Genomic DNA, 26,010 nt, shown 5'->3' on the forward strand with positions numbered 1-26,010 from the left:
CTACGCACCTTCCGCCTGGCTCTCCATCTTTTCGGCCCCGGTGAGCCGTTGCAGGCCGAGGGCGAGGGTGAGCCCCACGGCGACGAGGATGACCGCCAGGACACTGGCCTCGCCCATCTGGTTGCTGCGGAATCCGGTCAGGTACATGTCCAGGGGCAGGATCCGGGTCGCGGTGCCGGGCCCGCCTCCGGTGAGGGCGAAGACGAGGTCGAAGTAGGTCAGGGAGCCGACCAGCATCAGCGTGGAGGACGTCACGATGGTGTACTTCAGCTGCGGCAGCGTGATCGAGAAGAACTGCCGCACCGTGCCCGCGCCGTCGATGGTGGCGGCCTCGTACATGGTCCGCGGGATCTGCCGCACCCCCGCCTGGTAGAGCAGCGAGTGGAAGGGGATGAAGGACCACGAGATGACGACGACGACGACGTAGAACGCCAGGCTCCCGTCACCCAGCCAGTCCTGCCGCAGCAGCGCCGCGTCGAACGCCCGCGACAGCCCGAAGTTCGGGTCGAGCAGGGCCTTGAAGGCGATGCCGATCGCCGCGGCCGAGAAGAGCATCGGCAGGAAGTACAGGACGGAGAGGAACTCCCGGTACCGCTGGCGGCCGGCCATGAACACGCCGAGCAGCAGGCTCAGCGGGAACTGCACGGCGTAGCTCAGCAGCGTGAGCTGGACCGTCAGCACCATCGCCTGCCGCGAGACCGGGTTCTCGAGCACGGACACCCAGTTCTCGCCCCCGGTCCACTGCGGGGTGCCCAGGCCGTCCCACTCCATGAAGGACAGCACCAGGACGCCCAGCAGAGGACCGATCGCGAAGATGCCGAAGAAGACCAGGGCGGGCGCCAGCATCCAGTTGCTGGGGCCGGCGCCCGCCCGGGCCCTCCGCCGGGTGGAGGAGCGCACGAGCATCAGAGCGTCCCGTTCATCGCGGTCTGGAACTCCTCGGGGCTCATCTCGCCGGCGAAGACCTGGCTGAGGTTGGTCAGCAGGGCCTGTCCCTGGTCGGCCGGGAGCGCCTGGTCCCAGGAGAGCTGGAAGTTCGGCGCGTCCTGGACCATCGAGTAGGCGAAGTCGAGGTACTCCGGGTGCTCGGTCTCGGCGATCCTGTCCTCCACGCCGTCCACGGCGGGGATCAGCCCGGCGTCGAAGAGCGTGTCGACCGCGGCGTCGTCGAGGTTCATGTCGTCGAGGTACTCGAGGGCCGTGGCCTGCTCCTCCTCGGACGCGTCCGCGGACACGGCCCAGAAGTTCGCCGGGTTGCCCACGATGTTCTGCGGGTCGCCCTGTCCGCCCTCGATCTCGGGGAACGTGGTGTAGCCCAGGTTGCCCTCGGCGGTCCACTCGGGGGCGTCGGTGAGGAAGCTGGAGTAGACCCAGCTGCCGTGCAGCATCATGGCCGCCTGGTCGGTGTGCACGAGCGCCACGTCGGCGCCCGCGTCGGCCACCACGGATCCGTAGGCGTCGCCGAAGCCGCCGGCCTCGACGAGCTCCTGGATCTTCTCCAGGGCCTGGGTGATCGCCGGGTGCGACCACGCGTCCTCCTCGCCGTCCACGACGGCCTGGAACACCTCGGGCCCGCCGATCCGGTCGGTGAGGTACTGGATCCACATCAGGTACGGCCACTGGCTGGAGCCGGCCACGGAGATCGGCGTGACGCCCTCGGCCTTGAAGGCCTCCACGGCGTCCAGCATCTCCTCCCACGTGGTGGGGACCTCGACGCCGGCCTCCTCGAAGAGCTTGGTGTTGTAGTACAGGATGACGGGCTGGGTGTTGTTGTTCGGGACGGCGTAGAGCTTCCCGTCCACCTTGCCGGTCTCCAGCACGGAGTCGAGGGCGCGCTCCTCCATCTCGGGGATCTCCCCGGTCAGCTCCACCACGCTGCCGTTCTCGACGTAGCTCTCCAGGGTGTCGCCGCCCCAGTTGTAGATCAGGGTCGGCGCGTTGCCGGAGCCGACGCTGGTGCGGATCTTCTCCTTGAAGGCGTCGTTCGCGAAGTACTCGGCGGTGATGGGGCTGTCGCCGTTGGCGTCGTTCCACGCCTGGAAGGAGCTGCGGAACGTCTCCTCGGCGCCGCCGGTCAGCGTCCAGGCGCTGGCGCCGCCCTCGCCGCCCCCGCCGCCGGGCTGGGCCCCGGCGCTGCACCCGGCCAGGGTCAGGGCCGCGGCGCCCACGAGCGCGATGCGGGACAGCGAGCGGGGGGAGAAGGGGCCCCGGTGCGCGCCGGCGGGCGCGGGGCGGAGGCTGCGGTGGGTGGTCATGGCGTTCTCCTCGTCGTCGAGCAATGCATTGCGCCTACGAAACTTTTCGTATAGCGTTTCGTTGCGAGAAGAGTAAGTGGCCTGTTTCACACCCGTCAACCCCCTGGTGTGACCGGGGCCACTGCGGCGAAGTGCGTCGAAACGTTTCGCCGTCCGCCCGTGACCCGCCCGCGTCCGAGGAGATCGTCCCGCATGAAGAGAACCACGCTGAGCCAGGTGGCCGCCCAGGCCGGCGTCTCCAAGGGCACGGTCTCCAAGGTGCTCAACGGACGCCCCGACGTGGGGGAGGACACGCGGGAGCGGGTCCGGGCCGCGGTCGCCGACCTCGGCTACACGGGCTCGGCCGCCCGCCGGCCCCGGACGGCCATCGTGCTCGTCTTCGACACCCTCGAGAGCAACTACTCCCTCCAGGTGATGGCCGGCGCCGTGGACGCCTGCGGCCGCGCCGAGGCCGACCTCATGCTGAGCACGCTGCCGAGCCTGGAGCAGGGCGACGTCCCCCCGTTCTCCGAGGACTGGTTCGCCCGCTGCGGCCGCACGGGCGAGACCGCGGTCATCGCCGTGACCACCCCGCTGACCGCGGAGCAGGTGGCCGCCGCGGCCCACGCGCAGGTCCCGCTGGTGGCCATCGACCCCGTGAACAGCCTGCCGTCCACGGTCCCCAGCATCGGCTCCACCAACTGGGCCGGCGGGCACGAGGCCACCACCCACCTCCTGGGGCTCGGGCACCGCCGGATCGGCCACCTCAGCGGCGCCGGGGGCTCGGTCCCGGCGCGCGAGCGCCTGGCCGGCTACCGCAGCGCCCTGGAGGACGCCGGGGTGCCGCACGACCCCGGGCTCGTGACGGGCGGCGGGTTCAGCTACGAGGCGGGCTTCGCCGGCGCCCAGGAGCTGCTCGAGCTCGAGGATCCGCCCACGGCCCTGTTCGCGGCCTCCGACGAGGCCGCCCTCGGCGCCTTCGAGGCCGCCCGGCAGGCGGGGCTGCGGGTGCCCGAGGACCTCAGCGTGGTCGGCTTCGACGACACGCTGCTCGCGCGCTGGGCCTCGCCCAAGCTGACCACGGTGCGCCAGCCCCTGCACGCCATGGGCGAGATGGCCGTCGAGCGCGCGATCACCCTGCTGGCCGGCGGGTCCCGCCGGGTCCACCCGCTCCAGCTCCAGACCTCGCTCGTCGAGCGCTCCTCCACCGCCGCGCCCCGGGGCGCGGCGGACGGGGTGGTCACTCCCGGATGAGGCGGGCCCGGCCGGCCTGCCAGCCGAAGACCGCCGCGAGCGTGCCGACCGCCGCGAACATGACGCCCGCCGCGGCGAAGCCCCCGGTCCAGTGCAGCAGCTGCCCCACCAGGAAGGTGCCCGAGGAGCCCACGCCGTAGCCGACGCCCTGCATCATGCCCGAGAGCCGCACCGCCATGTGGCTGCTGCGGGTCCGCAGCGCGATCATCGTCAGGGCCACGGCGGTGAGGCTGCCCTGGCCCAGCCCCAGCAGCCCGGTCCAGACCCAGATCAGCTGGAGGGGCCCGAAGATCGAGAGCACGAAGCCGCCGCCGGCCATGAGGGCCACCGCGGCGTTGAGCACCCGCTGGTCGGCCATCCGCGCGGCCAGGACCGGGGCGAAGAGCGAGCCCGTCATCTGGAGCAGGATGGACACGGCCACGATCAGCCCGGCGGTGGCACCGTCGATCCCGCGGTCCCGCAGGATGGGGGCGAGCCACGCGAAGACGCTGAAGGACATCATCGCCTGGAAGACCATGAACAGGGTGATCTGCCAGGCCACCGGCGAGCGCCAGGGGCCGGGCCCGTCGGTCCCTGGCGGCGGGGGGCCGGGCGCCCGGCGGCGGAGCGCCACCGGCACGAGCAGCGCCACCACCACGGCCGCGGGCACCGCCCACACCGCCAGGGAGCCCCGCCAGGAGCCCGTGGCCTGGAACACCGGGTAGGTGAGGCCCGCGCCGAGGGCGGCGGACGCGCAGATCGCGGTGGTGTAGAGCCCGCTCATCAGGCCGATCCGGTGGGCGAAGTCCCGCTTGACGATGGACGGCAGCAGCACGTTGCCCAGGGCGATCGCGGCGCCGCACGCGACCGTCCCCGCGAGCAGCAGCGGCAGGGCGCTCGCCCCGGGCAGGGGCAGCCCGCGGGCCACCAGGCCCAGGGTCAGGACCACCATCGCGCCCAGCAGCACGTTCTCGGACCCGAACCGGCGGGCCAGGCGCGGCGCGAACGGCGCGAAGACGCCGAGCAGCGTCACCGGGGCGGTGGTCAGCACGGTGACCGCCCACCCGGGGAGGCCGGCGGCCGCGGTGATCTCCGGGAGGATCGCGGAGAAGCTGGAGAAGACCGTGCGCAGGTTCAGGCCCACCAGGACCACGCACACGGCGAGGTAGACGAGCGCCCGGCGGGACGTGGGGGCGCTCGGCGGATCGGCGCTCGGGCTCGGCACGGGGAGGTCTCCTCGGGGCTGGCGGGCAGGCCGGCCCCGCGAGGGGCGGCCCGGACAGGCTCCACGGTACTGCGACAGCGCTCCGACCCCGTGCAGCGCCGGTGCCGTGCACGCGGGGCGCCCCGGGTCAGTGCAGGAGCAGGCCGGCGAGGAGGACGGCCGGGAAGGAGAGGAACGAGCTGAGGAGGATGATGTCGCGGGCGGCGTTGGCCGGCATCCGGAACTGGGACGAGAACAGGAACACGTTCTGGGCCGTGGGCAGGGCCGCCATGACGACCACGCCCAGCAGCTCGGTGCCGCCCAGGCCGAACCCGAACCTGCCGATCGCCCACGCCAGCACGGGCATCGCGACCACCTTGACCAGCGTCCCGCCGAGCACGTCCGGCACGAGCGCGCGGTTCCGGAACGGGCGCTGCCCGTGCAGTCCCATCCCGAACAGCAGGAGCAGCAGGGGGACGGACGCCTGGCCGAGCATCTCGAGGGGGGCCCACAGCACCTCGGGCACCTCCAGGCCGGTCGCGGAGAGCAGCACTCCGGCCGCGGTGCCGACCGTGACGGGGTTCGCCACCGACCGCACGATCGTGCGGCCGGTCGAGGTGCTCGTCCGCCCGGGGGCCGCCGTCCGGATTGCCGCTCCCGGACCGGCACGGCGCGACGGGCGGGTGGCCCAGGAGAACACGAGCAGATAGAGCGGGGCGATCACCAGCAGCTGGGCCAGCAGCACGGAGACCACGGGCGCGGCGCTGCCCACCGCGTAGAGCGCGATGGGCAGCCCGATGTTCCCGGCGTTCACGTAGGAGGAGGCCATGGCGCCGACCGCCGTGCGGGCCGCTCCCCGGCGCAGCACCAGGCCGCTGTACAGGGCGAAGAGCGCACCCGCCACCGCGGCGGTGGCGAGGGCGATCGGGGTGTAGACCCCGAGCACGGCCCCGAGGTCGGTGCCCGCCACGAGCACCACCATCAGCGCCGGATTGGTCAGGTAGTAGATGACGGGGGTGAGGCCCGCACGCATGGTGCGGGCCTCACCGGGCAGCAGCGCGGCGGTGGCGAAACCGACGGCCGTGAGCACGGCCACCACGCCGAAGCCCAGCAGCACCCCCGTCATCCGGCCGCTCCTCTCCGGCTCAGCGGACCAGGCAGGGGCGCTTCGGGTCGAAGCTCCAGCCCTCGATGAGGTACTGCATGGCCGCGGCGTCGTCGCGGGCGCCCAGCCCGTGCTCGAGGTAGAGCTCGTGGGCCTCCGCCAGGCGCTCGCGGTCCAGCTCCACGCCGAGGCCCGGGCTCGCGGGCACCCGGATCTCGCCGTCGCGGATGCGCAGCGGCTCCCGGGTGAGGCCCTGGCCGTCCTGCCAGATCCAGTGCGTGTCCAGCGCGGTGATCTCGCCCGGTGCCGCCGCACCCACGTGGGTGAACATGGCCAGGGAGATGTCGAAGTGGTTGTTGGAGTGGGAGCCCCACGTCAGCCCGAACTCGTGGCACAGCTGGGCCACGCGCACGGAACCGGCCATCGTCCAGAAGTGCGGGTCCGCCAGCGGGATGTCCACGGCGCCGGCACGCACCGCGTGGGACATCTCGCGCCAGTCGGTGGCGATCATGTTCGTCGCCGTCGGCAGGCCGGTGGCCCGCCGGAACTCCGCCATCACCTCGCGGCCGGAGAACCGGCCCTCGGCGCCGCACGGGTCCTCGGCGTAGGCGACCACGCCCTGCATCCGCCGGCCCAGCCGGACGGCCTCCTCGAGCAGCCAGCCGCCGTTGGGGTCGAGGGTGACCCGGGCCTCGGGGAACCGCTCCTTGATCGCCGTGACGGCGTCGACCTCGAGGTCGCCGGCCTGGACGCCGCCCTTGAGCTTGAAGTCCTTGAAGCCGTACCGCTCCCGGGAGGCCTCGGCCAGGCGCACGATGCCCTCGGGGGTCATCGCCTCCTCCCGGCGCACCCGCTCCCACTGGTCCGCGCCGTGGGGCTCGCGCAGATACGGCAGGCCGGTGCTGTCCGGGTCGCCCACGAAGAACAGGTAGCCCAGCATGGGCACCGAGGCGCGCTGCTGCCCGTCGCCGAGCAGCTCGGCCACCGGCACGCCCAGGAACTGCCCGTGCAGGTCCAGGAGGGCGGACTCGATGCCGGTCACGGCGTGCACGGCGGTGCGCAGGTCGAAGGTCTGCAGGCCGCGCCCGCCGGCGTCCCGGTCCGCGAAGGCCGCAGCGACCCGGCGCAGCAGGGTGCGGAACAGCGCCACGGGCTGCCCCGCCAGCAGCCCGGCAGCCTCCTCGATCGTGGCGCGGATCGCCTCCCCGCCCGGGACCTCGCCCAGGCCGGTCCGCCCGTCGGAGTCCGTCACGATCACCACGTTGCGGGTGAAGAACGGCCCGTGGGCGCCGGAGAGGTTGAGCAGCATGGAGTCGTGCCCCGCGACGGGCACGACCTCGAGCCGTGCGACGGTGGGCTGGGCGCTCATGCGCGGTCTCCTTCCTGGGGGCCGGCCAGCTGGATGCGGCCGTCGACCCGGCGGTTGAGGTGCCACGGGTTGTCGTCCTGCACGGGCGCGGGCAGCAGGGCGGCGGGGATGTTCTGGTAGGCCACGGGGCGGAGGAACCTTTCGATCGCGAGCGTGCCCACCGAGGTGGTCCGCGAGTCGGAGGTCGCCGGGAACGGGCCGCCGTGGACCATCGCCTCGCCCACGTCTACGCCGGTCGGCCAGCCGTTGGCGAGGATCCGGCCCACCTTGCGCTCCAGCACCGGAAGCAGCGGGGCCGCGGTGGGGACGTCCTCCTCGGACAGGAACAGGCTCGCCGTCAGCTGGCCCTCCATCCGGGCCGCCGCGGCCACCAGCTCCTCCGCGGAGCCGTAGCGGATCGCCAGGGACGAGGCGCCGAAGATCTCCTCCTGCAGCACCGGGTTGGTGAGGAAGGTGGGGACCTGGGCGCCGAAGACCACGGGGGCGGGGGCGTTCTCGGTGGGGCCCTCCTTGCCGCGGGCCACGATCTCGACGTCCTCCTGGGAGCCCAGGGCGTCGATGCCCTCCCGGCAGGAGCGGGCGATGCCGGGGGTGAGCATGGTCGCGCCCTCGGCGTCGGCCAGCACGAGCCCGACGGCAGCCAGGAACGCGTCGCCGGCCTCTCCCTCGGGCACGAACAGCAGACCCGGGTTGGTGCACAGCTGCCCGGAGGAGCCCGTCAGGGAGGTGACGTAGGCGCGGGCGAACTCCTCGGCGTCACCGCGCAGGGCGGAGTCGAAGAGGAAGACGGGGTTGATGGAGCTCATCTCGGCGTACACCGGAATGGGCTCGGGACGGGCCGCAGCCGTGGCCATCAGCGCCGTGCCGGCGCCGCGGGACCCGGTGAACCCGACGGCCTTGATGGCCGGGTCCCTGACCAGGGCCTGGCCGATGCTCGCGCCGGGACCGTAGATCAGCGAGAACACCCCCGGGTGCAGGCCGCTCTCGCGGACCGCGTCCGTGAGGGCGCGGCCCACGATCTCTCCCGTGCCGGGGTGGGCGTTGTGCGCCTTGAAGACCACCGGGCAGCCGGCTGCCAGCGCGGAGGCGGTGTCGCCGCCGGCGGTGGAGAAGGCGAACGGGAAGTTGCTGGCCCCGAACACGGCCACCGGGCCCAGCGAGACCTTGCGCTGGCGCAGGTCCGGGCGGGGCAGGGGGGTGCGCTCCGGCAGGGGCGGCTCGATGCGCACGCCGCGGTGGTCGCCCTGCCGCACCACACGGGCGAACAGCCGCAGCTGCCCGGTGGTGCGCGCCAGCTCGCCCTGCAGGCGGGGCTTCGGCAGTCCGGTCTCGGTCGAGGCGCGGTCCACCAGCTCGGGGCCGGCGGCCTCGATGTTGGCGGCGACCTTCTCGAGGAAGCCCGCGTGGGTCTCGGGGTCGAGGCTGCTGAAGGACTCGAAGGCCTCTTCGGCGGCCGCGGTGGCCTGGGCGAGCTGGGCCTCGTCGACCAGGGAGTACGCGGGCTCGAGCTCGGCGTTGGTCGCCGGGTCGATGCCGTGGGTGGTGCCGCCGGTGCCGACGACCTGGCGGCCGGCGATGATCGAGTGGCCGGAGAGGGTGGTGGTCTGGGTGCTCACGGACATGGGTTTCCTTCGCTGTCTGTGCGTGCGGTCTCTTGGGGAGAGGCTGGTGTCAGGCCCGCTGCAGGGTGTCCGCCGGGGTGCCGGTGGGGAGGGCGTCGATGAGGGCGGTGAGGTCGGCGAGGTCGGTCTCGGTGAGGTCCTGGAGCGGGGGGCGGACCCCGCCGGCGTTCCGGCCCACGGCCTTGAGCCCGCCCTTGACGATGGAGACCCCGTAGCCCTTCACCCGGTCGCGGATCTCGATGTAGGGCAGCACGAACCGGTTGAGCTTGTCCGTGACGGCGGCCCGGTCCTGGGCGCGGACGTCGGCGTAGAACTCCAGGGCGAACTCGGGGACGAAGTTGTACATCGCCGAGGAGTAGGTGCTCATCCCCAGCTGCAGCAGGGGCAGGGCAAAGGTCTCCGCGGTGGGCAGCCCGCCCAGGTAGAACAGGCGGTCCCCGTTGGTGGCGTAGACCTTGGTGAGGTGCTCGATGTCGCCGACGCCGTCCTTGAAGCCGATGAAGTTCTCGTGCCGCTCGGCCAGCCGGGCGATCGTGGCGGCGGAGTAGATGGCGTTGGCCCGGTTGTAGGCGATGACCCCGAGGTCGGTGGCCGCACAGACGGCCGAGGCGTGGGCGAGCAGGCCCTCCTGGTCGCACTCGGTGAGGTAGGGGGGCAGCAGCAGCAGGCCCTCGGCCCCGGCGGCGGACGCGTCGGCGGCGTTGCGCACGGCCTGGGCGGTGTTGCCGGCCGCCGGGGCCAGCACGGGGACCCGGCCGGCGACCTCGTCAACGGCCGCGGCCACCACGGTGGCGGTCTCCTCGGGGGTGAGGGAGAAGCCCTCCCCGGTGCCGCCGGCGGCGAAGAGTCCGGCCACGGGGTAGGAGGCCTGCCAGGACAGGTGCTGGCGGTAGGCGCTCTCGTCGAAGAGCAGGTCCTGGTCGAACGCGGTGACGGGGAAGGACAGCAGGCCGTCCTTGAGCTTGTCCGCCAGTTCCCGGGGAGTGTGTGTGGCCACGGTCGTCGTCCTTCGCATGGGTCGAGGTGAGGCGTTCTGCCTGTGAATCACGTCTCACCCTAGGGAGGACTTTTGATGCTGTCCAAGGCCGTTTTTGAATGGAGTCATGCACTGAGGGCATCGATGCTGTGCTCAGTGCGGCTGGGTGCGCAGGAGGTCGAGCAGGTGGTGGAGGGCGGGATTCTTCGAGGTGCGGTCCCACAGGGCGTGCAGCTCGACGGAGCCCGAGGAGCTGCTGGCCAGCCGGTGGTAGGACACGCCGTCGATGCCGAGCAGCCGGGCGGACTCCGGGACGAAGGCGATTCCTCGCCCCGCGGCCACGAGCGCCACCATGGTGAGGACCTGGCTGACGGTGTGGACGACGTTGCGGTGCTCCACCTCCACGAGCCGCACCACGTGGTCGTAGAAGTACCGCGCCTTGGTGGGGGAGTGCATGATCAGCGGGAGGTCCTTGAGGTCGGCCGACGTGACGGGCCGCCTGAGGATGCTCAGCGGGTGGTCGGCCGGGGCGGCGACGTACAGGTCCTCGGCGAGCAGCAGCTGCGACTCGAAGAGCTCCGTGTCGAAGGGCGGGCGGGCGAGCCCGAGGTCGAGGTCGCCGTTCTCGAGCGCCTGCAGCTGCTCGCCGGTCACCAGTTCCTGCAGGTCGACGTCGACGTCCGGCAGCACCCGCTCGATCTCGCTGAGCAGCGGTCCCAGCAGGCTGAACCCGGAGGCCGCCGTGAAGCCGATCCGCAGCACCCCCGAGCGCCCGGCGGCGATCCGGCGCGCCAGCAGCGGCGCCCGGTCGGCGGCGACCACCAGCTTGCGGGCCTCGACCAGGAACGCCCGCCCGGCGGCCGTGAGCGCCACCCGGCGGTTGTCCCGCTCCAGGAGCTCGACCCCCACCGTCTTCTCGAGCTTCTGGATCTGGCGGCTCAGGGGAGGCTGCGTCATGTTGAGCCGCACGGCGGCGCGGCCGAAGTGCAGCTCCTCCGCGACGGCGATGAAGCTCCGTGCCTGATCGAGTGTGAACATCATGTCCTCCGGGTATTACTCAATGCACGAATTGGCTTGGACAGGCATCATCATCCCTCTTTAGGCTCGGGAACCGATCCGCTTGTGATGCCACTCACAGGGGTGCGAGTCCTCTCGCGCCCCGGTCGGGCGGTTCCGATCCCTCACCCCTTCAGGAGAACCCATGAAGAACACCTCGTTCCGCACGGCGCTCGTCGGCGTCACCGCAGCGACCTCGCTCCTCGCGCTCAGCGCGTGCGGCGGCAACGTCGGCGGGGGCAGCAGCGCCTCCGGGGCGGACTTCCCGACGGATCCCATCACCCTGACCGTCGGCCAGGCCGCCGGCGGATCCACCGACCTCATCGCCCGCGCCGTGTCCGACGCCGCAGCGGAGGACCTCGGGGTCCCGATGCCGGTCGTGAACAAGCCCGGCGCCAACGGCGCCCTCGCCACCCAGGAGGTCGCCGGCGCGTCCCCCGACGGCCAGAATCTGGTGCTGCTCAACGCCTCGCTGATCACCATCACGCCGCTGGCCGTGGGCGAGGAGGAGGCCGTGTCCCTGGACGACGTCGAGGTGCTCAAGGGCCTGTCCCAGGACGACTACGTGATGGTCGCGAGCAAGGAGTCCGGCTTGGAGTCCCTCGAGGACGTGCAGGGCGCCTCGGGCTCGTTCAGCTACGGCACCACCGGCGTGGGCACCGGCTCCCAGCTGGCCCAGACCGTGCTGTTCGCGCAGGCCGACATCACCGGCACCGAGGTGCCCTTCGACTCCGGCTCCCCGGCGCTGACCGCCGTGCTCGGCGACCAGGTGCAGGTCGCCACCGTCCAGCTGGGCGAGGCCAAGCCGCAGATCGACGCCGGCGAGGTGACGCCGATCGTGGTGTTCTCCGAGGAGCGCAACGAGTTCCTGCCCGACGTGCCCACCGCCGTCGAGTCCGGCTACGACGTCCCCGTCTCCCAGTACCGGGCGGTGGCCGCTCCCGAAGGGCTCCCGGACGACGTCAAGGCGCGGCTGGTCGAGGCCTTCGACGCCGCCGTGCAGTCGGAGGCCTACCAGGACTTCAACGAGCAGAACCTGCTCACCCCGTGGGAGGTCTCCGGCGAGGAGGTCGAGGCGGAGTGGACCGAGCTCGCCGAGCGCTACGAGCAGCTCGTCGAGGAGCACGACATCTCCCTCGCCGAGTAGGGACCGGCGCCGCCATGACCACCACCACGGCCCTGCCGACCACTACAGCCAGGAGCGACTCCATGAAGCAGTCCCGCCCGGACGGCACGGCCTCCGTCGCCGACGTCCTCCACGACCCGGAGACGGCGGTCGAGGAGCTCACCCCGGAGCAGCTCGCCGCCCGGTGGGAGGCCGAGGGCCCGCCGCCCGGCGGCCGCGCGGCGGCCCTCGGCTCGACCCTGGCGGTCACGGTGCTGGCGGCTGCCGCGGCCGTGCTGTCCCTGCGCATGGGACTGGGCACACCGCAGCAGCCGGCCCCCGGCATGTGGCCGTTCGTGGTGAGCGTCGTGGCCGTCGTGATCGGCCTGTCCCACCTGGTCCTGGGCCGGCGCGGAGGAGAGGGGGAGAAGTTCACCCGGGAGTCGCTGCTGGCCGCCTGCGGGCTCGTGACCCTCGTGGGGCTGGTGCTGCTCATGCCCGTGATCGGCTTCGAGATCCCCGCCCTGCTCCTGTCCTTCGTCTGGATGAAGTTCCTGGGTGGCGAGACGTGGCGGGCCGCGGCCCTGTACTCCGCGCTCGTCGTCGTCGCCTTCTACCTGATCTTCATCACCGCCCTCGGCACGTCGATCCCGCACCTGTTCTGACGGCCGCCGCCACGGCGGCCACCGACCAAAGGCTCCCGCATGGACTTCCTGCAACCCGCCCTGGACGGCTTCGGCGTCGTCCTCCAACCGACCAACCTGCTGTACTGCCTCCTGGGCGTGACCATCGGCATGCTGATCGGCGTGCTGCCCGGCCTGGGCCCCGCCGCGACCATCGCCATCCTGCTGCCGCTGACCTACGGCATCGAACCGGTGACGGCGATCATCATGCTGGCCGGCATCTTCTACGGGGCCCAGTACGGCGGGACCATCACCTCCGTGCTGCTCCGGCTGCCCGGCGAGGCCAGCTCCGTGGTCACGGTCTTCGACGGCTACATGCTGGCCAAGCAGGGCCGTGCCGGCACCGCGCTGGGCATCGCCGCGATCGGCTCCTTCATCGGGGGCACCGTCGCGATCGTCGGCCTCACCTTCCTGGCCCCGCTCGTCGCCGGCTTCGCCCTCGACTTCGGTCCGCCCGAGTACACCGCGCTCGCCCTGCTCGGCATCCTGCTGGTGGCCACCATCAGCAACGGCAACAAGTCCAAGGCGCTGATCGCCGCGTGCTTCGGGCTGCTGCTGGCCACGGTCGGCCGCGACGTCTTCACCGGAGCCGAACGGCTCACGTTCGGCAACCTCAACCTGGCCGACGGCATCGACTTCGTGCCCGTGGCCATGGGGCTGTTCGGCCTCGGCGAGATCCTGCACAACCTGGAGGAGCGCCACCGTGCGGCCAAGGCGCCCGACAAGGTCTCCAACGTCTGGCCCTCCCGGGCGGACCTCAAGCAGTCGTCCGGGGCCATCGGCCGCGGCTCGGTCCTGGGCTTCTTCCTCGGCATCCTGCCCGGCGGCGGCGCCACGATCTCCTCGATGGCCGCCTACGCCATGGAGAAGAAGCGGGCCAAGCAGCCCGAGCGCTTCGGCAGGGGCGCCATCGAGGGCGTCGCCGGCCCGGAGACCGCCAACAACGCGGCGGCCACCAGCTCCTTCATCCCCCTGCTCACCCTGGGCATCCCGGCCAACGCCACAATGGCCCTGATGTTCGGCGCCCTGCTCATCCAGGGCGTCACGCCGGGCCCGCAGCTCGTCCAGCAGGACCCCGAGCTGTTCTGGGGCGTGGTCAACTCCATGTACGTCGGCAACATCCTGCTGCTGATCATGTCGATCCCCCTCATCGGGGTCTTCGTGCGCATCCTCCGGGTGCGGGGCGCCATCCTCGCCCCCATCACCGTGCTGATCACGATGCTGGGCGCCTACACGATCAACAACTCGATGTTCGACGTCATGCTCGTCGTGGTCTTCGGCGCCGTCGGCTACCTCATGAAGAAGTTCGGCTTCGAGCCCGGCCCCCTGGTGCTGGCCTTCGTCCTCGGCTCCCTGCTGGAGTCCAACCTGCGCCGCTCCCTGCTCGTCTTCGAGGGAGACGTCACCGGGTTCTTCACCCGCCCCATCTCGGCGACCCTGCTGCTGCTGTTCGTGCTCGTCGCCGTGCTGCCCGTCATCCAGTCCGCCCTCCGCCGTCGCAGCGCCTCCGGGACGTCCCCCGCGGGACCGTCCGTCGAGGACTCCGACCGCACCCCTGTCAAGGAGAACGCATGAGCATCCTCGTCGGTTACGTCCCCACCCCCGTCGGCGAGGCCGCCGTCCGCGCCGCCATCGAGGAGGCCCGGCTGCGGGGGGAGCGGCTGCTGATCGTCAACTCCGTGCGCGAGGGCGCCCTGGCGGACAAGTCGGTCGCCTCCGACGACGACCTGCGCCGCGTCACCTCCGCCGCCGAGTCCGCCGGCGTCCCGCACACCGTGCTCCAGCCGTCCCACCGGGACGACCTCGCCCAGGAGATCCTCGATCTCGCCCGGGAGCACGACGTGTCCCGGATCGTCATCGGCCTGCGCCAGCGCTCCCAGGTGGGGAAGTTCATCATGGGCTCGCACGCCCAGCGGATCCTCCTGCAGTCCGACCGGCCGGTCCTGGCCGTGAAGGCGGGGGAGGCGCACCTCTGAGCCCCTGCCCCGCACGACGGAGGGCGCCGCCGTCGGACAGGAGTCCGGCGGCGGCGCCCTCGGCCGTGCGGGGGTCAGGCGCTCTCGCGCCGCACGATCTCGCCCACCACGTGCTCGATCCGGACCTGGTCGTGGCTCAGGGCGATGTCCGCGGCGGTCTCCCCGATCTGCTCCAGGGGGAAGCGCACGGTGGTCAGGCCCGGGGAGAAGTCCCGCAGGTTGGGGATGTCGTCGAAGCCGGCCACCCGCAGGTCGTCCGGCACCACGAGCCCGGCGTGCCGGAAGCCCGCGATCGCGCCGAGCGCCATGACGTCGTTGCCGACCACGACCGTGAGCCCGCGCACGGCGTCGGCCCCGAGCCGGTCCACCAGCGCCCGTGCGGCCTCGTAGCCGCCCTGGCTGTTGAAGTCCTCCGTGACCTCGGCCTCCGGCTCCACGCCCGCCCGCTCGAGGGCCGCGCGGAAGCCCGCCCGGCGCTCCGCCGCGCTGGCGAGCTCGTCCGGCCCGCCGAGGAAGGCGAAGCGGGTCCGGCCCGTCCCGATCAGCATGTCCGTCAGGTCGTCGCCGGCGCTGCGGTTGTCGATGGTGACGGCGCCGGCGCCCTCGAGCCAGGCCTGGCCGATGGTCACCACCCGGCCGCCGTTCTTCTGGTAGCGGGTGAGCTCGGCGAGCAGCCGGGGGTCGATCTCCCGCCGCCGCGAGCCCGCCATGATGATCGCGTCGGTGCGGTGGGACGCGAAGGCCGCGACGGCGTCGAGCTGGTCGGTGCCGTCGGTCGCGGCCAGCAGCAGCTGGTGCCGGTCCGTGCGGGCCCGGCGCTGCACGCCCTTGGCGATCGAGGAGAAGTAGGGGTCGGCGATGTCGTGGACCACGAGCCCCACCAGCCCGGTGGTGGACCGCGCCAGCGCCTGCGCCTGGGCGTTGGCCACGTAGCCGAGGGACTCCGCGGCGTCCCGGACGCGCTCCGCGATGTGCTCGGCCGGCCGGCGGTCCGACCCGTTGAGCACCCGGGAGGCCGTGGCCAGGGACACCCCGGCCTCCCGGGCCACCTGGGAGAGGGTCACTGCGCTCATCGTCCGGTCCTGCTTCCTCCTCACCGCATCCGGTGGGCGTCTCGCCCCCGCGCCGGGGAGTCCGGGACCGGGAACGTGTTGACAGTCACACTGAGCCAACCCTAGAGTGGAAAGCGCTTTCCTACAAATTTCCCGAATTCTCTGGAGTTGATGATGTCCGAGCCCCGAGTTCTCCGCATCGCCATGAACGGCATCACCGGCCGCATGGGCTACCGCCAGCACCTGCTGCGCTCGATCCTGCCCATCCGGGACCAGGGAGGAGTGACCCTGCCGGACGGCACCCGCGTGACCGTCGAGCCGATCCTCGTGGGCCGCAACGAGGCCAAGGTCGCCGAGCTGGCGCGCCGGCACGGCGTGGAGCACTGGACCACCGATCTCGACGCGGTCATCGAGGACCCCACCGTGGACGTGGTCTTCGACGCCTCCATGACCAGCCTCCGGGCCGAGACCCTCAAGAAGGCCATGCGCGCCGGCAAGCACGTCTACACCGAGAAGCCGACCGCCGAGACCCTGGACGAGGCGGTCGAGCTGGCGCAGATCGCCCAGGAGCGCGGCGTCACCGCCGGCGTGGTCCACGACAAGCTCTACCTGCCCGGTCTCGTGAAGCTGCGGCGGCTCGTGGACGAGGGCTTCTTCGGCCGGATCCTGTCCCTGCGCGGCGAGTTCGGCTACTGGGTCTTCGAGGGCGAGCACCAGGAGGCCCAGCGCCCGTCCTGGAACTACCGGCGCGAGGACGGCGGGTCCATGACCGTCGACATGTACTGCCACTGGAACTACGTCCTCGAGGGCATCGTGGGCCCGGTCCGGTCCGTCACCTCGACCGCCGTGACGCACATCCCCGCGCGGTGGGACGAGCAGGGCCACGAGTACCCGGCCACCGCGGACGACGCCGCCTACGGCGTCTTCGAGCTCGAGACCCCGGACGGCGACCCCGTGGTCGCCCAGATCAACTCCTCCTGGGCCGTGCGCGTGTACCGCGACGAGCTGGTGGAGTTCCAGGTGGACGGCACCCACGGCTCGGCGGTCGCCGGGCTGAACAAGTGCGTGGCCCAGCAGCGGGCCCACACGCCCAAGCCGGTCTGGAACCCGGACCTGCCCGTCACCGAGTCCTTCCGCGACCAGTGGCTGGAGGTGCCGGCCAACGCGGAGCTGGACAACGGCTTCAAGGCGCAGTGGGAGGAGTTCCTGGCCGACGTCGCAGCGGGCCGCGAGCACCGGTTCGGGCTGCTCTCCGCCGCGCGCGGGGTGCAGCTGGCCGAGCTTGGCCTGCGCTCCTCGGCCGAGCGCCGCACCATCGACATCCCGGCGATCGAGCTCTCCCCGGCCGAGCGGCGCACCGCCGAGGCCGTCCGGTGAGCGCCGTGCTCCTGCCCGACGGCAGCGGATCCCGCACCGAGCACGTGCTCTCCGGGCCGGGGAGCTGGACCCGGCCGCAGGCGCCCCTCACCGCGCGCAAGGCCTACGCCGCCGCGCACGTGGTGCCCCTGGTGCTCGCGGACAACACCCCCGGGGCGCCGGCGCAGCTGGACTGGGACGCGACCCTGGGCTTCCGCCACGACGTCTGGTCCTACGGGCTGGGCGTGGCCGACGCCATGGACACCGCCCAGCGGGGGATGGGCCTGGACTGGCCGGCCACCCAGCAGCTGATCCGGCGCTCGACCGCCGAGGCCTCGGCGGCGCTGGCCACCGGCAGCCCGGCCCTGGCGGGCAGGACCGTCCGCGACCTCATCGCGTGCGGGGCGGGCACGGACCAGCTGGACCCGGCGGGCGTCACGCCCGGCGAGAACGGGCTGCGCGCCGTGCTCGAGGCCTACCGGGAGCAGGTCGAGGTGGTCGAGGGCGCCGGGGCGAAGGTCATCCTGATGGCGTCCCGCGCACTGGTGCGTGCCGCCCGGGACGCCGACGACTACCTGCGGGTCTACTCCCAGCTCCTGGGCGAGGCCCGGCACCCGGTGGTCCTGCACTGGCTCGGGACGATGTTCGACCCGGCGCTGGCCGGCTACTGGGGCAGCGACGCGGTGGACACGGCCACGGAGACCTTCCTCGAGCTCATCCGGTCCCACCCGGGGCAGGTCGACGGCGTCAAGGTCTCCCTCCTGGACGCCGCGCACGAGACCCGGCTGCGGGCGGCGCTGCCGGAGGGGGTCCGCCTCTACACCGGCGACGACTTCAACTACCCCGAGCTCATCGACGGCGACGGCACCCGGCACTCCGACGCGCTGCTGGGGATCTTCGCCGGCATCTACCCGGCGGCGTCCACCGCGCTGCAGGCCTACGACGCCGGGGAGCCCGGCCGGGCGCGGGCGATCCTCGACGCCACGGAGGAGCTCGGGCGCCACGTCTTCAGCGCCCCGACCTTCTACTACAAGTGCGGCATCGCGTTCCTGTCCTGGCTCAACGGCAGCCAGCCGGGGTTCCAGATGGTCGGCGGACTGCACTCGGGCCGCTCCGTGCCGCACCTGGTCGAGGTGTTCAGGCTGGCCGACCGGGCCGGGCTGCTGCTCGACCCGGAGCTCGCCGCGCGGCGGATGAGCACCTTCCTCGACGCGGCGGGCCTCGGCGCGCCGGTCCTCGCACCGGCTCTCGTGCCGGCCGGCAGCACCGGAGGTGCGGCATGAGCGCGGACTTCCAGCTGTCGCTGAACACGGGCACCACCCGCGGCCTGACCCTGCAGCAGGCGGTGGACGCCACCGCCCGCGCCGGGCTGGGGCACATCGGCGTGTGGCGCGACCGCGTGGCCGAGGCAGGGCTCGAGAACGCGGCCCGGATCATCGAGCAGGCCGGGCTGCAGGTCTCCAGCCTGTGCCGCGGCGGCTTCCTCACGGCGGCCGACGAGGCCGGGCAGCGGGCCGCGCTCGAGAGCAACCGGGCCGCCATCCGGGAGGCCCAGGTCCTGGGCACGAGCGAGCTGATCATGGTCGTGGGCGGCCTGCCCGCCGCCGCCCACGTCCTGGGCGGCGAGGGCGACCGGGGCGACAAGGACGTCGTGGCCGCCCGCGAGCGCGTGGCCGAACGGCTCGCCGAGCTCGTCCCCTACGCCCTCGAGCACGGGGTGCGCCTCGTGCTCGAGGCGCTCCACCCCATGTACGCGGCCGACCGGGCCGTGCTCTCCACGCTCGGACAGGCCCTGGACCTCGCCGCCCCGCACCCGGTGGACGCCGTGGGCGTGGTGGTGGACACCTTCCACGTCTGGTGGGACCCCGGGCTGGAGACCCAGATCGCCCGGGCCGGCGCGGAGGGCCGGCTGGCGTCCTACCAGGTCTGCGACTTCAACCTGCCGATCGCCTCCGACGCCCTGCTCTCCCGCGGGATGATGGGGGACGGGGTGATCGACTTCGGCACGATCGGGCGCTGGGTCGCCGCCGCCGGCTACAGGGGCCCGGTCGAGGTCGAGATCTTCAACCAGGAGATCTTCGACCAGGACCCGGACGTCGTGCTCGCCGTGATGAAGGAGCGCTGGGAGTCCCTGGTGCTGCCGTCCCTGACCGGCGCACCCGCCCGCGCCACCGCCTGACGTGGGGCCGCACGTGCTCGGCGAGCGGCCCCGGGTGGTCGTGGCCCCGGACAAGTTCAAGGGGTCGCTGACGGCGGCCGAGGCCGCCGCCGTGCTCGCGGCCGGGGTGCGTGAGCACCGGCCCGGGGCCCGGATCCGGGCGGTGCCCCTGGCCGACGGGGGCGAGGGCACCGTCGACGCCGCGGTGGCGGCCGGGGCGCGGCTGCGCCGCACCCTCGTCCGGGGCGCCGTGGAGGGCAGGGTGCGGGCGCGCTGGGCGCTGCTCACGGCGCCCTCCGGCGCCACCACCGCGGTCATCGAGTCCGCCCAGGCGAGCGGGCTGGACCAGGTACGTCCGAGTCCGGCGACGGCCCGGGCGGCGCACAGCTACGGCTGTGGCCAGCTGATCCGGGCGGCGCTGGACGCCGGGGCGACCGACGTCGTCGTCGGGCTCGGCGGCTCGGCGATGACGGACGGGGGCTCGGGCGCCCTGCGGGCGCTCGGCCTGGACGTCCTCGACGACGACGGCGCGCCCGTCCCCCTGGGCGGGGAGGGGCTGCTGTCCGCCGCCCGCCTGGACGTCTCCGCCCTGGACCCGAGGCTGCGCACGGTGCGGCTGCGGCTGGCCGTGGACGTGCAGAACCCGCTGCACGGCCCCGACGGGGCCGCGCACGTCTTCGCCCCGCAGAAGGGCGCGAACCGCGCCGCCCGGTGCGAGCTGGACGCCGCGCTCCGGCGCTGGGCCGGGCTGCTGGCCGGTCTCGAGGGCGCCCGTCCGTTCCTGCTCCCGGGGGCCGGCGCCGCCGGCGGCTTCCCGTCCGGCTTCCTGGCCCTGACCCCGGCGACGCTCGAGCGCGGCTTCGACCTCGTGTCCTCCCTCGTAGGGCTCGAGGAGCAGCTCGAGGACGCGGACCTGCTCGTCGTCGGCGAGGGGTCGCTGGACGCCCAGTCGCTGCAGGGCAAGGCGCCGCTCGCCGCGGCCGCGCTGGCCGCGGCCCGGGGGGTGCCCGTCGTGGCCGTGGCCGGGCGGCTGGGCCTGTCCGCGGAGCAGCTGCGCGGCGCGGGGGTCCTGGCGGCGGCCTCGCTCGTGGGCGTCGCGCCGTCCGTCCGGGCCGCGCAGGACGAGGCGGAGCGCTACGGCCCGCCGGCGACGGTCGAGGCGCTGCGGCTCCTGGCCGGGCTCCCGTCCGACGGCGGGTCGGCCCCGCGACGGGCGCCGACACAACCGTAGATTGTGGTTGACGTCACAGGAACCGGCCACTAGCCTGGACGCAACGCAGCTCTGGAAAACGCTTTCCCACACGCTTCGAGGAGATACCGATGACAACGACGCACATCGACACCGAACCGCTCCGGGTCTCCCGGGCGCGGCTGCGCCGAGGGGCGGTCCCGGCATGAGCGTCGTCGAGGAGCTGACCCGGGAGGGCCTGCCCGGGAAGCGGGCCAAGCGTGCGGCCGGCCGGCGGAAGCCCCGCGCCGACAGGCGGGACAACAAGGCCGCGGCGGTCTTCCTGGCACCGTGGATCGTGGGACTGGTGGTCATCACCCTGGGCCCCATGCTGATGTCCCTCTACCTCTCCTTCACCGACTACAACCTCATGCGGGCGCCCGACTGGATCGGGACGGAGAACTTCTCCCGGATGCTCGCGGACGAGCGGCTGCACAACTCGCTGCAGGTGACCTTCACGTACGTGCTCGTCGGGGTGCCGCTGCAGCTCATGCTGGCCCTGGCGATCGCCATGGTCCTCGACCGGGGCCTGCGCGGCCTCGCGTTCTACCGCTCCGTCTTCTACCTGCCCTCGCTGCTCGGCTCCTCGGTGGCCATCGCCATCCTCTGGAAGCAGCTCTTCGGCACCACCGGACTGGTCAACCAGCTCCTGGCCCTCGTGGGCATCGAGGGCATCGGCTGGATCGCCGACCCCCGGACCGCGCTCGGCAGCATCATCCTGCTGCACGTGTGGACCTTCGGGGCGCCGATGATCATCTTCCTCGCGGGCCTGCGCCAGATCCCCACCATGTACTACGAGGCGGCCTCCATCGACGGCGCCGGGAAGATCACAAAGTTCTTCCGGATCACGCTGCCGCTGCTGAGCCCGATCATCTTCTTCAACCTGGTGCTGCAGATCATCCAGGCGTTCCAGTCCTTCACGCAGGCGTTCATCGTCTCCGGCGGCCGAGGAGGTCCGTCCGACTCCACGATGTTCTTCACGCTGTACCTGTACCAGACGGGCTTCGGCCGCTTCGACATGGGCTACGCCGCGGCCATGGCCTGGCTGCTGCTCCTCATCATCGGGGCGTTCACCGCCCTCAACTTCATCGCGTCTAAGTATTGGGTGTTCTACGATGACTAATTCGACAATCGCCGACAGCGCCGTCCGGACGGCCGACCAGGACCTCGTCCCGGCGCAGACCGAGGGCTCGCAGAGCGCCCCGGCGCCGAAGCCCCGCGGTCCGGGGACCCGGGCACGGATCCGCTCCCTGCTCAAGCACCTGGCGCTGATCCTCACCGGCGGCGTGATGATCTACCCGCTGCTGTGGATGGTGGCCAGCTCCCTGCGCCCCGACGACATCATCTTCCGCGAGCCCGGGATCCTGCTGCAGACGCTCGAGACCGCGAACTACTCGGACGGGTGGGGCGCCCTGTCCAGCCCGTTCAGCGTGTACCTGTTCAACTCCGCGGTGGTGGTGCTCGGGTGCATCGTCGGCAACCTGGTCTCCTGCTCCATGGCGGCCTACGCGTTCGCCCGGCTGGAGTTCCGCTTCAAGAAGCCGGCCTTCGCCCTCATGCTCCTCACGATCATGCTGCCGTTCCACGTGGTGATCGTGCCGCAGTACATCATGTTCTCCCAGATCGGGTGGGTGAACACCTTCTGGCCCCTGATCGTGCCGAAGCTGCTCGCCACCGACGCGTTCTTCGTGTTCCTCATGGTGCAGTTCATCCGCGGCATCCCGAAGGACATGGACGAGGCGGCGCGGATCGACGGCGCCGGGCACGCCCGGATCTTCGGGCAGATCATCCTGCCGATGATGGTCCCGGCCCTGGCCACCACCACGATCTTCACGTTCATCTGGACCTGGAACGACTTCTTCAGCGCCCTGATCTACCTGACCGACCCGAACATGTTCACCGTCCCCGTGGCGCTGCGGGCCTTCGTGGACGCCTCCGGGGAGTCCTCGTGGGGATCCCTGTTCGCGATGTCGATCGTGTCCCTGCTGCCGGTGTTCATCGCCTTCCTCGTGGGACAGAAGTTCCTCGTGAAGGGCATCGCCACCACGGGCATCAAGTAGCCGGCGACGGGCCCCGCGCAGGGGCCCCGGTGTCCCCGGCCCGCCCGGGCCGGGGACACCCGGCCGCCGGCCCCCACCCCCGCACACCCCTCCAGAACCAGGAGCAACCGATGGACAGCGCAGAGCACAGCGGCACGGACGGCACGGCACGGCAGGGGAGGCGGACCCGGTACGTCCTGGTCGGCACCGGCAACCGGTGCGAGATGTACCTCCGCTCCCTGCTGGACGACCACGCCGACGTCGCCGAGCTGGTGGCGGTGGGCGACACCAACCCCGGGCGGGCCGAGCACTACCGCCGGCTCGCCGAGGAGACCTCGGGCGTCCGGATCGGCGTCCTGGACCCCGCGGAGCTCACCCGGACGATCCGCGAGCAGGGGATCGACCGGGTCATCATCACCACCCCCGACCTCACCCACGCCGACTACATCTGTCAGACGCTGCGCGCCGGGGCGGACGCCGTCGTCGAGAAGCCCCTGACCGTGGACGCCGAGGGCTGCCGCCGGATCACCGCGGCCGTCGAGGAGACCGGCCGCCACGTGGTGGTCACCTTCAACTACCGGTACTCCCCGCGCAACACCGCCCTCAAGGACGTCGTGCAGTCCGGGGCGATCGGCACGGTCACCTCCGTGGACTTCAGCTGGATGCTCGACACCGTGCACGGCGCCGACTACTTCCGCCGCTGGCACCGGCAGAAGGAGAACTCCGGCGGGCTGCTGGTGCACAAGTCCTCCCACCACTTCGACCTGGTCAACTGGTGGCTGGCCGACACCCCGGAGCGGGTCTTCGCCTCGGGCGGGCTGCGGTTCTACGGCCGGGACAACGCCGAGGCCCGGGCGCGCGCGGGCGCCCCCGCACGGGATGTCGACGGGGGCGACCCCTTCGCCCTGGACCTGCGCACCGACGAGCGGCTGAGCCGGCTCTACCTCGACCACCAGCACCACGACGGGTACCGCCGGGACCAGGACGTGTTCTCCGACGGGATCAGCATCGAGGACAACCTGGCCCTCGTGGTCGACTACGCCCGCGGCGCCACCCTCTCCTACTCCCTCAACGCCCACTCCCCGTGGGAGGGGTACCGGGTCGCCGTCAACGGCACCGAGGGCCGGGCCGAGCTGGAGGTCGTCGAACGGGCGGCGGTCCTGCCGGCGAGCGGTGGCTCCCCGGTGGACCCCTCGGTCACGGTGGGCCCCCGCCGGGGCGGTGCCCGCAGCCGCGGCGAGCGTCTGACCGTCCAGCGCCACTGGGGCGCCGCCGAGGAGGTCGTCATCAGCAACGGGGCGGGCAGCCACGGCGGCGGGGACCGGCTGCTGCTGGCCGACGTCTTCCGCGGCCCCGGCGAGGACCCGTACGGGCGGCCCTCCGGCTACCGGGACGGCGTGGCGGCGGTGGCCGTGGGCATCGCCGGCAACCGCTCCCTCGAGTCCGGGCTGCCCGTCCGGATCGCCGAGCTGGACCTGGGGGCGACCTCCGGGGCGAGCCGGAGCGAGGTCCCGGCATGAGCCGCGTCCTCGTCACCGGCGGCGCGGGCCGGCTCGGCCGCAGCGTGGTCGCCGGGCTGGCGGAGGCCGGCTACGACGTCCTCAGCGTCGACCGGTCCCTGCCCGCGGACCCCGCCGGCTCCCACCCCGCCGTGGAGCACCGCGGCGTGGAGCTCACCGACCCGGACGCCGTGCACGCGCTGATGCGCGCGGTCCGCCCGGACGCCGTGATCAACCTGGCGGCCATCGCCGTCCCGTTCAGCGCCCCCGAGCACGTCATCCTGCAGACCAACGCGGTGATCGCGCACAACGTGGCCGGCGCGGCGACCGAGGCCGGGGTGCGGCGGATCGTCATGGCCAGCAGCCCCACGGTGCTGGGCTACGGCTCCCCGGCGGGCTGGCTGCCGCCCGCGCTCCCGCTCACGGAGGAGACCCCTCCCCGGCCGTGGCACGCCTACGGGCTGTCCAAGCACGTGGCGGAGCAGGTGGCACAGATGTTCGCCGCCGCCCGGGGCGAGGCCGTGCGCTACGCGTCCTTCCGCCCCTGCTACGTGATCGCCCCCGAGGAGTGGGAGGGCGCCCCCACGCAGCAGGGCCACACCGTGCGGGAGCGGCTCGACGACCCCGCGCTCGCCGCGCCGGCGCTGTTCAACTACGTGGACGCCCGGGACGTCACGGCCTTCCTGGAGGCGCTGCTGGAACGGATGGGCGCGATCCGCAACGGCGACACCTTCCTGGTGGGCGCCGCCGACGCCCTGGCCCGGCGCCCGCTCGCGGAGCTGCTGCCCGAGTTCGTCCCGGGCAGCGAGCAGCTCGCCGCGGGGCTGACCGGGACGGCCCCCGCCTTCAGCATCGACAAGGCCCGCCGGGTCCTGGACTGGGAGCCGGCGCGCAGCTGGCGCACCGAGCTCCGGGAGGAGCCCGTGGCCGCCGCGGCCGGGGAGCCCGCGGGCGCCGGCCGGCACGGGAAGGACACCGCATGAGCATCGCCGCCCTGCACACGGAGCTCATCACGGCCCGGCTGCCGCGCAGCTGGGGGCCGGAGGCCCCGCAGAACCACGTCGTGGCCGTCACGGTCGTGGCCGACGACGGCGCCACCGGCACCGGCTTCTCCTGGACCCCGACGATCGGGGCGACGGCCGTCAAGGCGCTCCTCGACGACGACCTCGCGGGCTTCGTGCGCGGGCGCACCGAGAACCCCGAGGCCCTCTGGGACGACGCCTGGAAGCACCTGCACGAGGGCGGCACCGGGCTGACCGGGGTGGCGTTCGCGGGCGTGGACCTCGCGCTGTGGGACCTGCGGGCGCGCCGGGCCGGGGTCTCGATCACCGCGCTGCTGGGCCGGCGGCAGGAGAGCGTGGCCGTCTACGGCTCCGGCGTGAACCTGCACTACACCCTGGAGGAGCTGCAGGAGCAGGTGCGCCGGTGGGTCGCCGCCGGCTTCGGCGCGGTCAAGATCAAGGTGGGCAGGGCCGACCTGCGCGAGGACGTGGAACGCGTGGCGGCCGTCCGCGAGCTGCTCGGCCCGCACCGCGGGCTCATGGTCGACGCCAACCAGCGGTGGGACCTGCCCACGGCGCGCCGGGCCCTGGACGCCCTCGCCGAGTTCGGGCCGTCGTGGCTGGAGGAGCCGCTGCGCGCCGACGACCTCGAGGGCTACCGGCAGCTGCGCCGGTTCAGCCGGGTCCCCATCGCCCTGGGGGAGAACCTGCACAACGTCTACCGCTTCCGGGACTTCATCACGGCCGGCGCCGTGGACGTCGTCCAGCCGAACATCGTCCGGGTGGGCGGCATCACGCCGTTCCGGCGGATCGTGGAGCTCGCGCGCACGCACAGCGTGGGGATCGCCCCGCACCTGCTGCCGGACCTCTCCGGGCAGCTGGCCCTGACCCTCGCCGAGCCCACCACGGTCGAGGTCGTGGAGGACGCCGGGTTCGCGGACCTCGGGATCCTGGACGGGCCGTCCCCGGTCCTGGTGACCGGCTCGCGGCTGGAGACCCGGGACCTGCCCGGTCTCGGGCTGGCGCTGCGGCAGCAGGTGCTGCCCGCCCTGGACGGTGCGCGTCCCTGAGCACCGGAGCCCGGACCGCCGGAAGGCCCGCACCCCCGGGGGTG

Annotated in this window: 23 protein-coding genes; 14 read left to right on the forward strand and 9 right to left on the reverse strand. The window is 72.8% G+C overall.

What is annotated here, in order from left to right; translation table 11 throughout:
• Positions 1 to 906, reverse strand: a complete 906-nt coding sequence (locus CK505_RS03580; protein WP_017834650.1) for a carbohydrate ABC transporter permease — start codon at positions 904 to 906, stop codon at positions 1 to 3.
• Complete coding sequence (locus CK505_RS03585; protein WP_081615857.1) at positions 906 to 2,255, reverse strand: extracellular solute-binding protein; 1,350 nt, start codon at positions 2,253 to 2,255, stop codon at positions 906 to 908. Before CK505_RS03585 ends, CK505_RS03580 begins: the two co-directional genes overlap by 1 nt.
• 192 nt (positions 2,256 to 2,447) lie before the next feature.
• On the opposite strand from CK505_RS03585, the gene CK505_RS03590 reads away from it, so the two are divergent.
• Complete coding sequence (locus tag CK505_RS03590; RefSeq protein ID WP_017834652.1) at positions 2,448 to 3,488, forward strand: LacI family DNA-binding transcriptional regulator; 1,041 nt, start codon at positions 2,448 to 2,450, stop codon at positions 3,486 to 3,488.
• On the opposite strand, the gene CK505_RS03595 is transcribed toward CK505_RS03590, so the two are convergent.
• The 6 genes from CK505_RS03595 to CK505_RS03620 form a co-directional block, all read right to left on the reverse strand.
• Positions 3,475 to 4,692 carry an MFS transporter gene (locus CK505_RS03595; protein WP_017834653.1) on the reverse strand — a complete coding sequence of 406 codons (1,218 nt, stop codon included), beginning with the start codon at positions 4,690 to 4,692 and terminating at the stop codon, positions 3,475 to 3,477. The two genes, CK505_RS03590 and CK505_RS03595, sit on opposite strands and share 14 nt — an antisense overlap.
• A gap of 127 nt (positions 4,693 to 4,819) precedes the next feature.
• A complete protein-coding gene (locus tag CK505_RS03600; RefSeq protein WP_095650251.1) occupies positions 4,820 to 5,797 on the reverse strand; it encodes an AEC family transporter in 978 nt (325 codons plus the stop codon).
• 19 nt (positions 5,798 to 5,816) lie between these two features.
• Positions 5,817 to 7,145 carry an enolase C-terminal domain-like protein gene (locus CK505_RS03605; protein WP_095650252.1) on the reverse strand — a complete coding sequence of 443 codons (1,329 nt, stop codon included), beginning with the start codon at positions 7,143 to 7,145 and terminating at the stop codon, positions 5,817 to 5,819.
• Positions 7,142 to 8,767 (reverse strand): aldehyde dehydrogenase (NADP(+)), encoded by a 1,626-nt coding sequence (locus CK505_RS03610; RefSeq protein WP_095650253.1) that lies wholly within the window; start codon positions 8,765 to 8,767, stop codon positions 7,142 to 7,144. Before CK505_RS03610 ends, CK505_RS03605 begins: the two co-directional genes overlap by 4 nt.
• 49 nt (positions 8,768 to 8,816) lie before the next feature.
• Positions 8,817 to 9,764, reverse strand: coding sequence for a 5-dehydro-4-deoxyglucarate dehydratase (gene kdgD / locus CK505_RS03615; RefSeq protein WP_095650254.1), 948 nt, complete (start codon positions 9,762 to 9,764; stop codon positions 8,817 to 8,819).
• Positions 9,765 to 9,896: 132 nt separating this feature from the next.
• A complete protein-coding gene (locus CK505_RS03620) occupies positions 9,897 to 10,781 on the reverse strand; it encodes a LysR family transcriptional regulator (protein WP_095650255.1) in 885 nt (294 codons plus the stop codon).
• Positions 10,782 to 10,944: 163 nt separating this feature from the next.
• Here CK505_RS03620 and CK505_RS03625 point away from each other — a divergent pair, with 163 nt between their 5' ends.
• From CK505_RS03625 to CK505_RS03640, 4 genes are read left to right on the forward strand one after another with little or no spacing between them, the layout of a single operon-like run.
• A complete protein-coding gene (locus CK505_RS03625) occupies positions 10,945 to 11,946 on the forward strand; it encodes a tripartite tricarboxylate transporter substrate binding protein (RefSeq protein ID WP_017834659.1) in 1,002 nt (333 codons plus the stop codon).
• Between the two features lie 14 nt (positions 11,947 to 11,960).
• Entirely contained in the window at positions 11,961 to 12,569 is a 609-nt protein-coding gene (locus CK505_RS03630; protein ID WP_229587592.1) for a tripartite tricarboxylate transporter TctB family protein, read from the forward strand.
• A 39-nt stretch (positions 12,570 to 12,608) separates the two neighbouring features.
• The gene (locus tag CK505_RS03635) at positions 12,609 to 14,162 is read left to right on the forward strand and encodes a tripartite tricarboxylate transporter permease (RefSeq protein ID WP_017834661.1); all 1,554 of its coding nucleotides are present in this window, start codon (positions 12,609 to 12,611) and stop codon (positions 14,160 to 14,162) included.
• Entirely contained in the window at positions 14,159 to 14,563 is a 405-nt protein-coding gene (locus tag CK505_RS03640) for a universal stress protein (protein WP_017834662.1), read from the forward strand. Before CK505_RS03635 ends, CK505_RS03640 begins: the two co-directional genes overlap by 4 nt.
• A gap of 74 nt (positions 14,564 to 14,637) precedes the next feature.
• Here CK505_RS03640 and CK505_RS03645 read toward each other — a convergent pair whose 3' ends face one another.
• Positions 14,638 to 15,636, reverse strand: coding sequence for a LacI family DNA-binding transcriptional regulator (locus CK505_RS03645; RefSeq protein WP_095650256.1), 999 nt, complete (start codon positions 15,634 to 15,636; stop codon positions 14,638 to 14,640).
• A gap of 153 nt (positions 15,637 to 15,789) precedes the next feature.
• On the opposite strand from CK505_RS03645, the gene CK505_RS03650 reads away from it, so the two are divergent.
• From CK505_RS03650 to CK505_RS03690, 9 genes are all read left to right on the forward strand, one after another.
• Positions 15,790 to 16,992, forward strand: coding sequence for a Gfo/Idh/MocA family protein (locus CK505_RS03650; RefSeq protein WP_095650257.1), 1,203 nt, complete (start codon positions 15,790 to 15,792; stop codon positions 16,990 to 16,992).
• The gene (locus tag CK505_RS03655; protein ID WP_017834665.1) at positions 16,989 to 18,254 is read left to right on the forward strand and encodes a dihydrodipicolinate synthase family protein; all 1,266 of its coding nucleotides are present in this window, start codon (positions 16,989 to 16,991) and stop codon (positions 18,252 to 18,254) included. The genes CK505_RS03650 and CK505_RS03655 overlap by 4 nt, the downstream gene beginning before the upstream one ends.
• Entirely contained in the window at positions 18,251 to 19,150 is a 900-nt protein-coding gene (locus CK505_RS03660; protein WP_095650258.1) for a sugar phosphate isomerase/epimerase, read from the forward strand. The genes CK505_RS03655 and CK505_RS03660 overlap by 4 nt, the downstream gene beginning before the upstream one ends.
• Before the next feature lies 1 nt (position 19,151).
• Complete coding sequence (locus tag CK505_RS03665) at positions 19,152 to 20,360, forward strand: glycerate kinase (protein ID WP_255250880.1); 1,209 nt, start codon at positions 19,152 to 19,154, stop codon at positions 20,358 to 20,360.
• Positions 20,361 to 20,523: 163 nt separating this feature from the next.
• Positions 20,524 to 21,480, forward strand: coding sequence for a carbohydrate ABC transporter permease (locus CK505_RS03670; protein ID WP_017834668.1), 957 nt, complete (start codon positions 20,524 to 20,526; stop codon positions 21,478 to 21,480).
• Positions 21,473 to 22,417 (forward strand): carbohydrate ABC transporter permease, encoded by a 945-nt coding sequence (locus CK505_RS03675; protein WP_172604323.1) that lies wholly within the window; start codon positions 21,473 to 21,475, stop codon positions 22,415 to 22,417. The genes CK505_RS03670 and CK505_RS03675 overlap by 8 nt, the downstream gene beginning before the upstream one ends.
• A 110-nt stretch (positions 22,418 to 22,527) precedes the next feature.
• Complete coding sequence (locus CK505_RS03680) at positions 22,528 to 23,916, forward strand: Gfo/Idh/MocA family protein (protein ID WP_095650259.1); 1,389 nt, start codon at positions 22,528 to 22,530, stop codon at positions 23,914 to 23,916.
• A complete protein-coding gene (locus tag CK505_RS03685) occupies positions 23,913 to 24,878 on the forward strand; it encodes an NAD(P)-dependent oxidoreductase (RefSeq protein WP_095650260.1) in 966 nt (321 codons plus the stop codon). The genes CK505_RS03680 and CK505_RS03685 overlap by 4 nt, the downstream gene beginning before the upstream one ends.
• On the forward strand, positions 24,875 to 25,966 hold the full coding sequence (locus tag CK505_RS03690; RefSeq protein WP_095650261.1) for a mandelate racemase/muconate lactonizing enzyme family protein: 1,092 nt from the start codon (positions 24,875 to 24,877) through the stop codon (positions 25,964 to 25,966). The genes CK505_RS03685 and CK505_RS03690 overlap by 4 nt, the downstream gene beginning before the upstream one ends.
• The last annotated feature ends 44 nt before the right edge of the window (positions 25,967 to 26,010 follow it).

The organism is Kocuria sp. WN036 (genome assembly GCF_002287015.1).
Taxonomy (GTDB): Bacteria; Actinomycetota; Actinomycetes; order Actinomycetales; family Micrococcaceae; genus Kocuria; species Kocuria rosea.

What these genes read in the sequence shown, in the direction of transcription:
- CK505_RS03580 (WP_017834650.1), bottom strand. Translation starts at nt 906, where the DNA reads ATGCTCGTGCGCTCCTCCACCCGGCGGAGGGCCCGGGCGGGCGCCGGC.
- CK505_RS03635 (WP_017834661.1), top strand. Translation starts at nt 12,609, where the DNA reads ATGGACTTCCTGCAACCCGCCCTGGACGGCTTCGGCGTCGTCCTCCAA.
- CK505_RS03680 (WP_095650259.1), top strand. Translation starts at nt 22,528, where the DNA reads ATGGACAGCGCAGAGCACAGCGGCACGGACGGCACGGCACGGCAGGGG.
- CK505_RS03670 (WP_017834668.1), top strand. Translation starts at nt 20,524, where the DNA reads ATGAGCGTCGTCGAGGAGCTGACCCGGGAGGGCCTGCCCGGGAAGCGG.
- CK505_RS03590 (WP_017834652.1), top strand. Translation starts at nt 2,448, where the DNA reads ATGAAGAGAACCACGCTGAGCCAGGTGGCCGCCCAGGCCGGCGTCTCC.
- CK505_RS03645 (WP_095650256.1), bottom strand. Translation starts at nt 15,636, where the DNA reads ATGAGCGCAGTGACCCTCTCCCAGGTGGCCCGGGAGGCCGGGGTGTCC.
- CK505_RS03675 (WP_172604323.1), top strand. Translation starts at nt 21,473, where the DNA reads ATGACTAATTCGACAATCGCCGACAGCGCCGTCCGGACGGCCGACCAG.
- CK505_RS03640 (WP_017834662.1), top strand. Translation starts at nt 14,159, where the DNA reads ATGAGCATCCTCGTCGGTTACGTCCCCACCCCCGTCGGCGAGGCCGCC.
- CK505_RS03685 (WP_095650260.1), top strand. Translation starts at nt 23,913, where the DNA reads ATGAGCCGCGTCCTCGTCACCGGCGGCGCGGGCCGGCTCGGCCGCAGC.
- CK505_RS03660 (WP_095650258.1), top strand. Translation starts at nt 18,251, where the DNA reads ATGAGCGCGGACTTCCAGCTGTCGCTGAACACGGGCACCACCCGCGGC.
- CK505_RS03690 (WP_095650261.1), top strand. Translation starts at nt 24,875, where the DNA reads ATGAGCATCGCCGCCCTGCACACGGAGCTCATCACGGCCCGGCTGCCG.
- CK505_RS03585 (WP_081615857.1), bottom strand. Translation starts at nt 2,255, where the DNA reads ATGACCACCCACCGCAGCCTCCGCCCCGCGCCCGCCGGCGCGCACCGG.
- CK505_RS03630 (WP_229587592.1), top strand. Translation starts at nt 11,961, where the DNA reads ATGACCACCACCACGGCCCTGCCGACCACTACAGCCAGGAGCGACTCC.
- CK505_RS03610 (WP_095650253.1), bottom strand. Translation starts at nt 8,767, where the DNA reads ATGTCCGTGAGCACCCAGACCACCACCCTCTCCGGCCACTCGATCATC.
- CK505_RS03650 (WP_095650257.1), top strand. Translation starts at nt 15,790, where the DNA reads ATGTCCGAGCCCCGAGTTCTCCGCATCGCCATGAACGGCATCACCGGC.
- CK505_RS03600 (WP_095650251.1), bottom strand. Translation starts at nt 5,797, where the DNA reads ATGACGGGGGTGCTGCTGGGCTTCGGCGTGGTGGCCGTGCTCACGGCC.
- CK505_RS03620 (WP_095650255.1), bottom strand. Translation starts at nt 10,781, where the DNA reads ATGTTCACACTCGATCAGGCACGGAGCTTCATCGCCGTCGCGGAGGAG.
- CK505_RS03625 (WP_017834659.1), top strand. Translation starts at nt 10,945, where the DNA reads ATGAAGAACACCTCGTTCCGCACGGCGCTCGTCGGCGTCACCGCAGCG.
- CK505_RS03605 (WP_095650252.1), bottom strand. Translation starts at nt 7,145, where the DNA reads ATGAGCGCCCAGCCCACCGTCGCACGGCTCGAGGTCGTGCCCGTCGCG.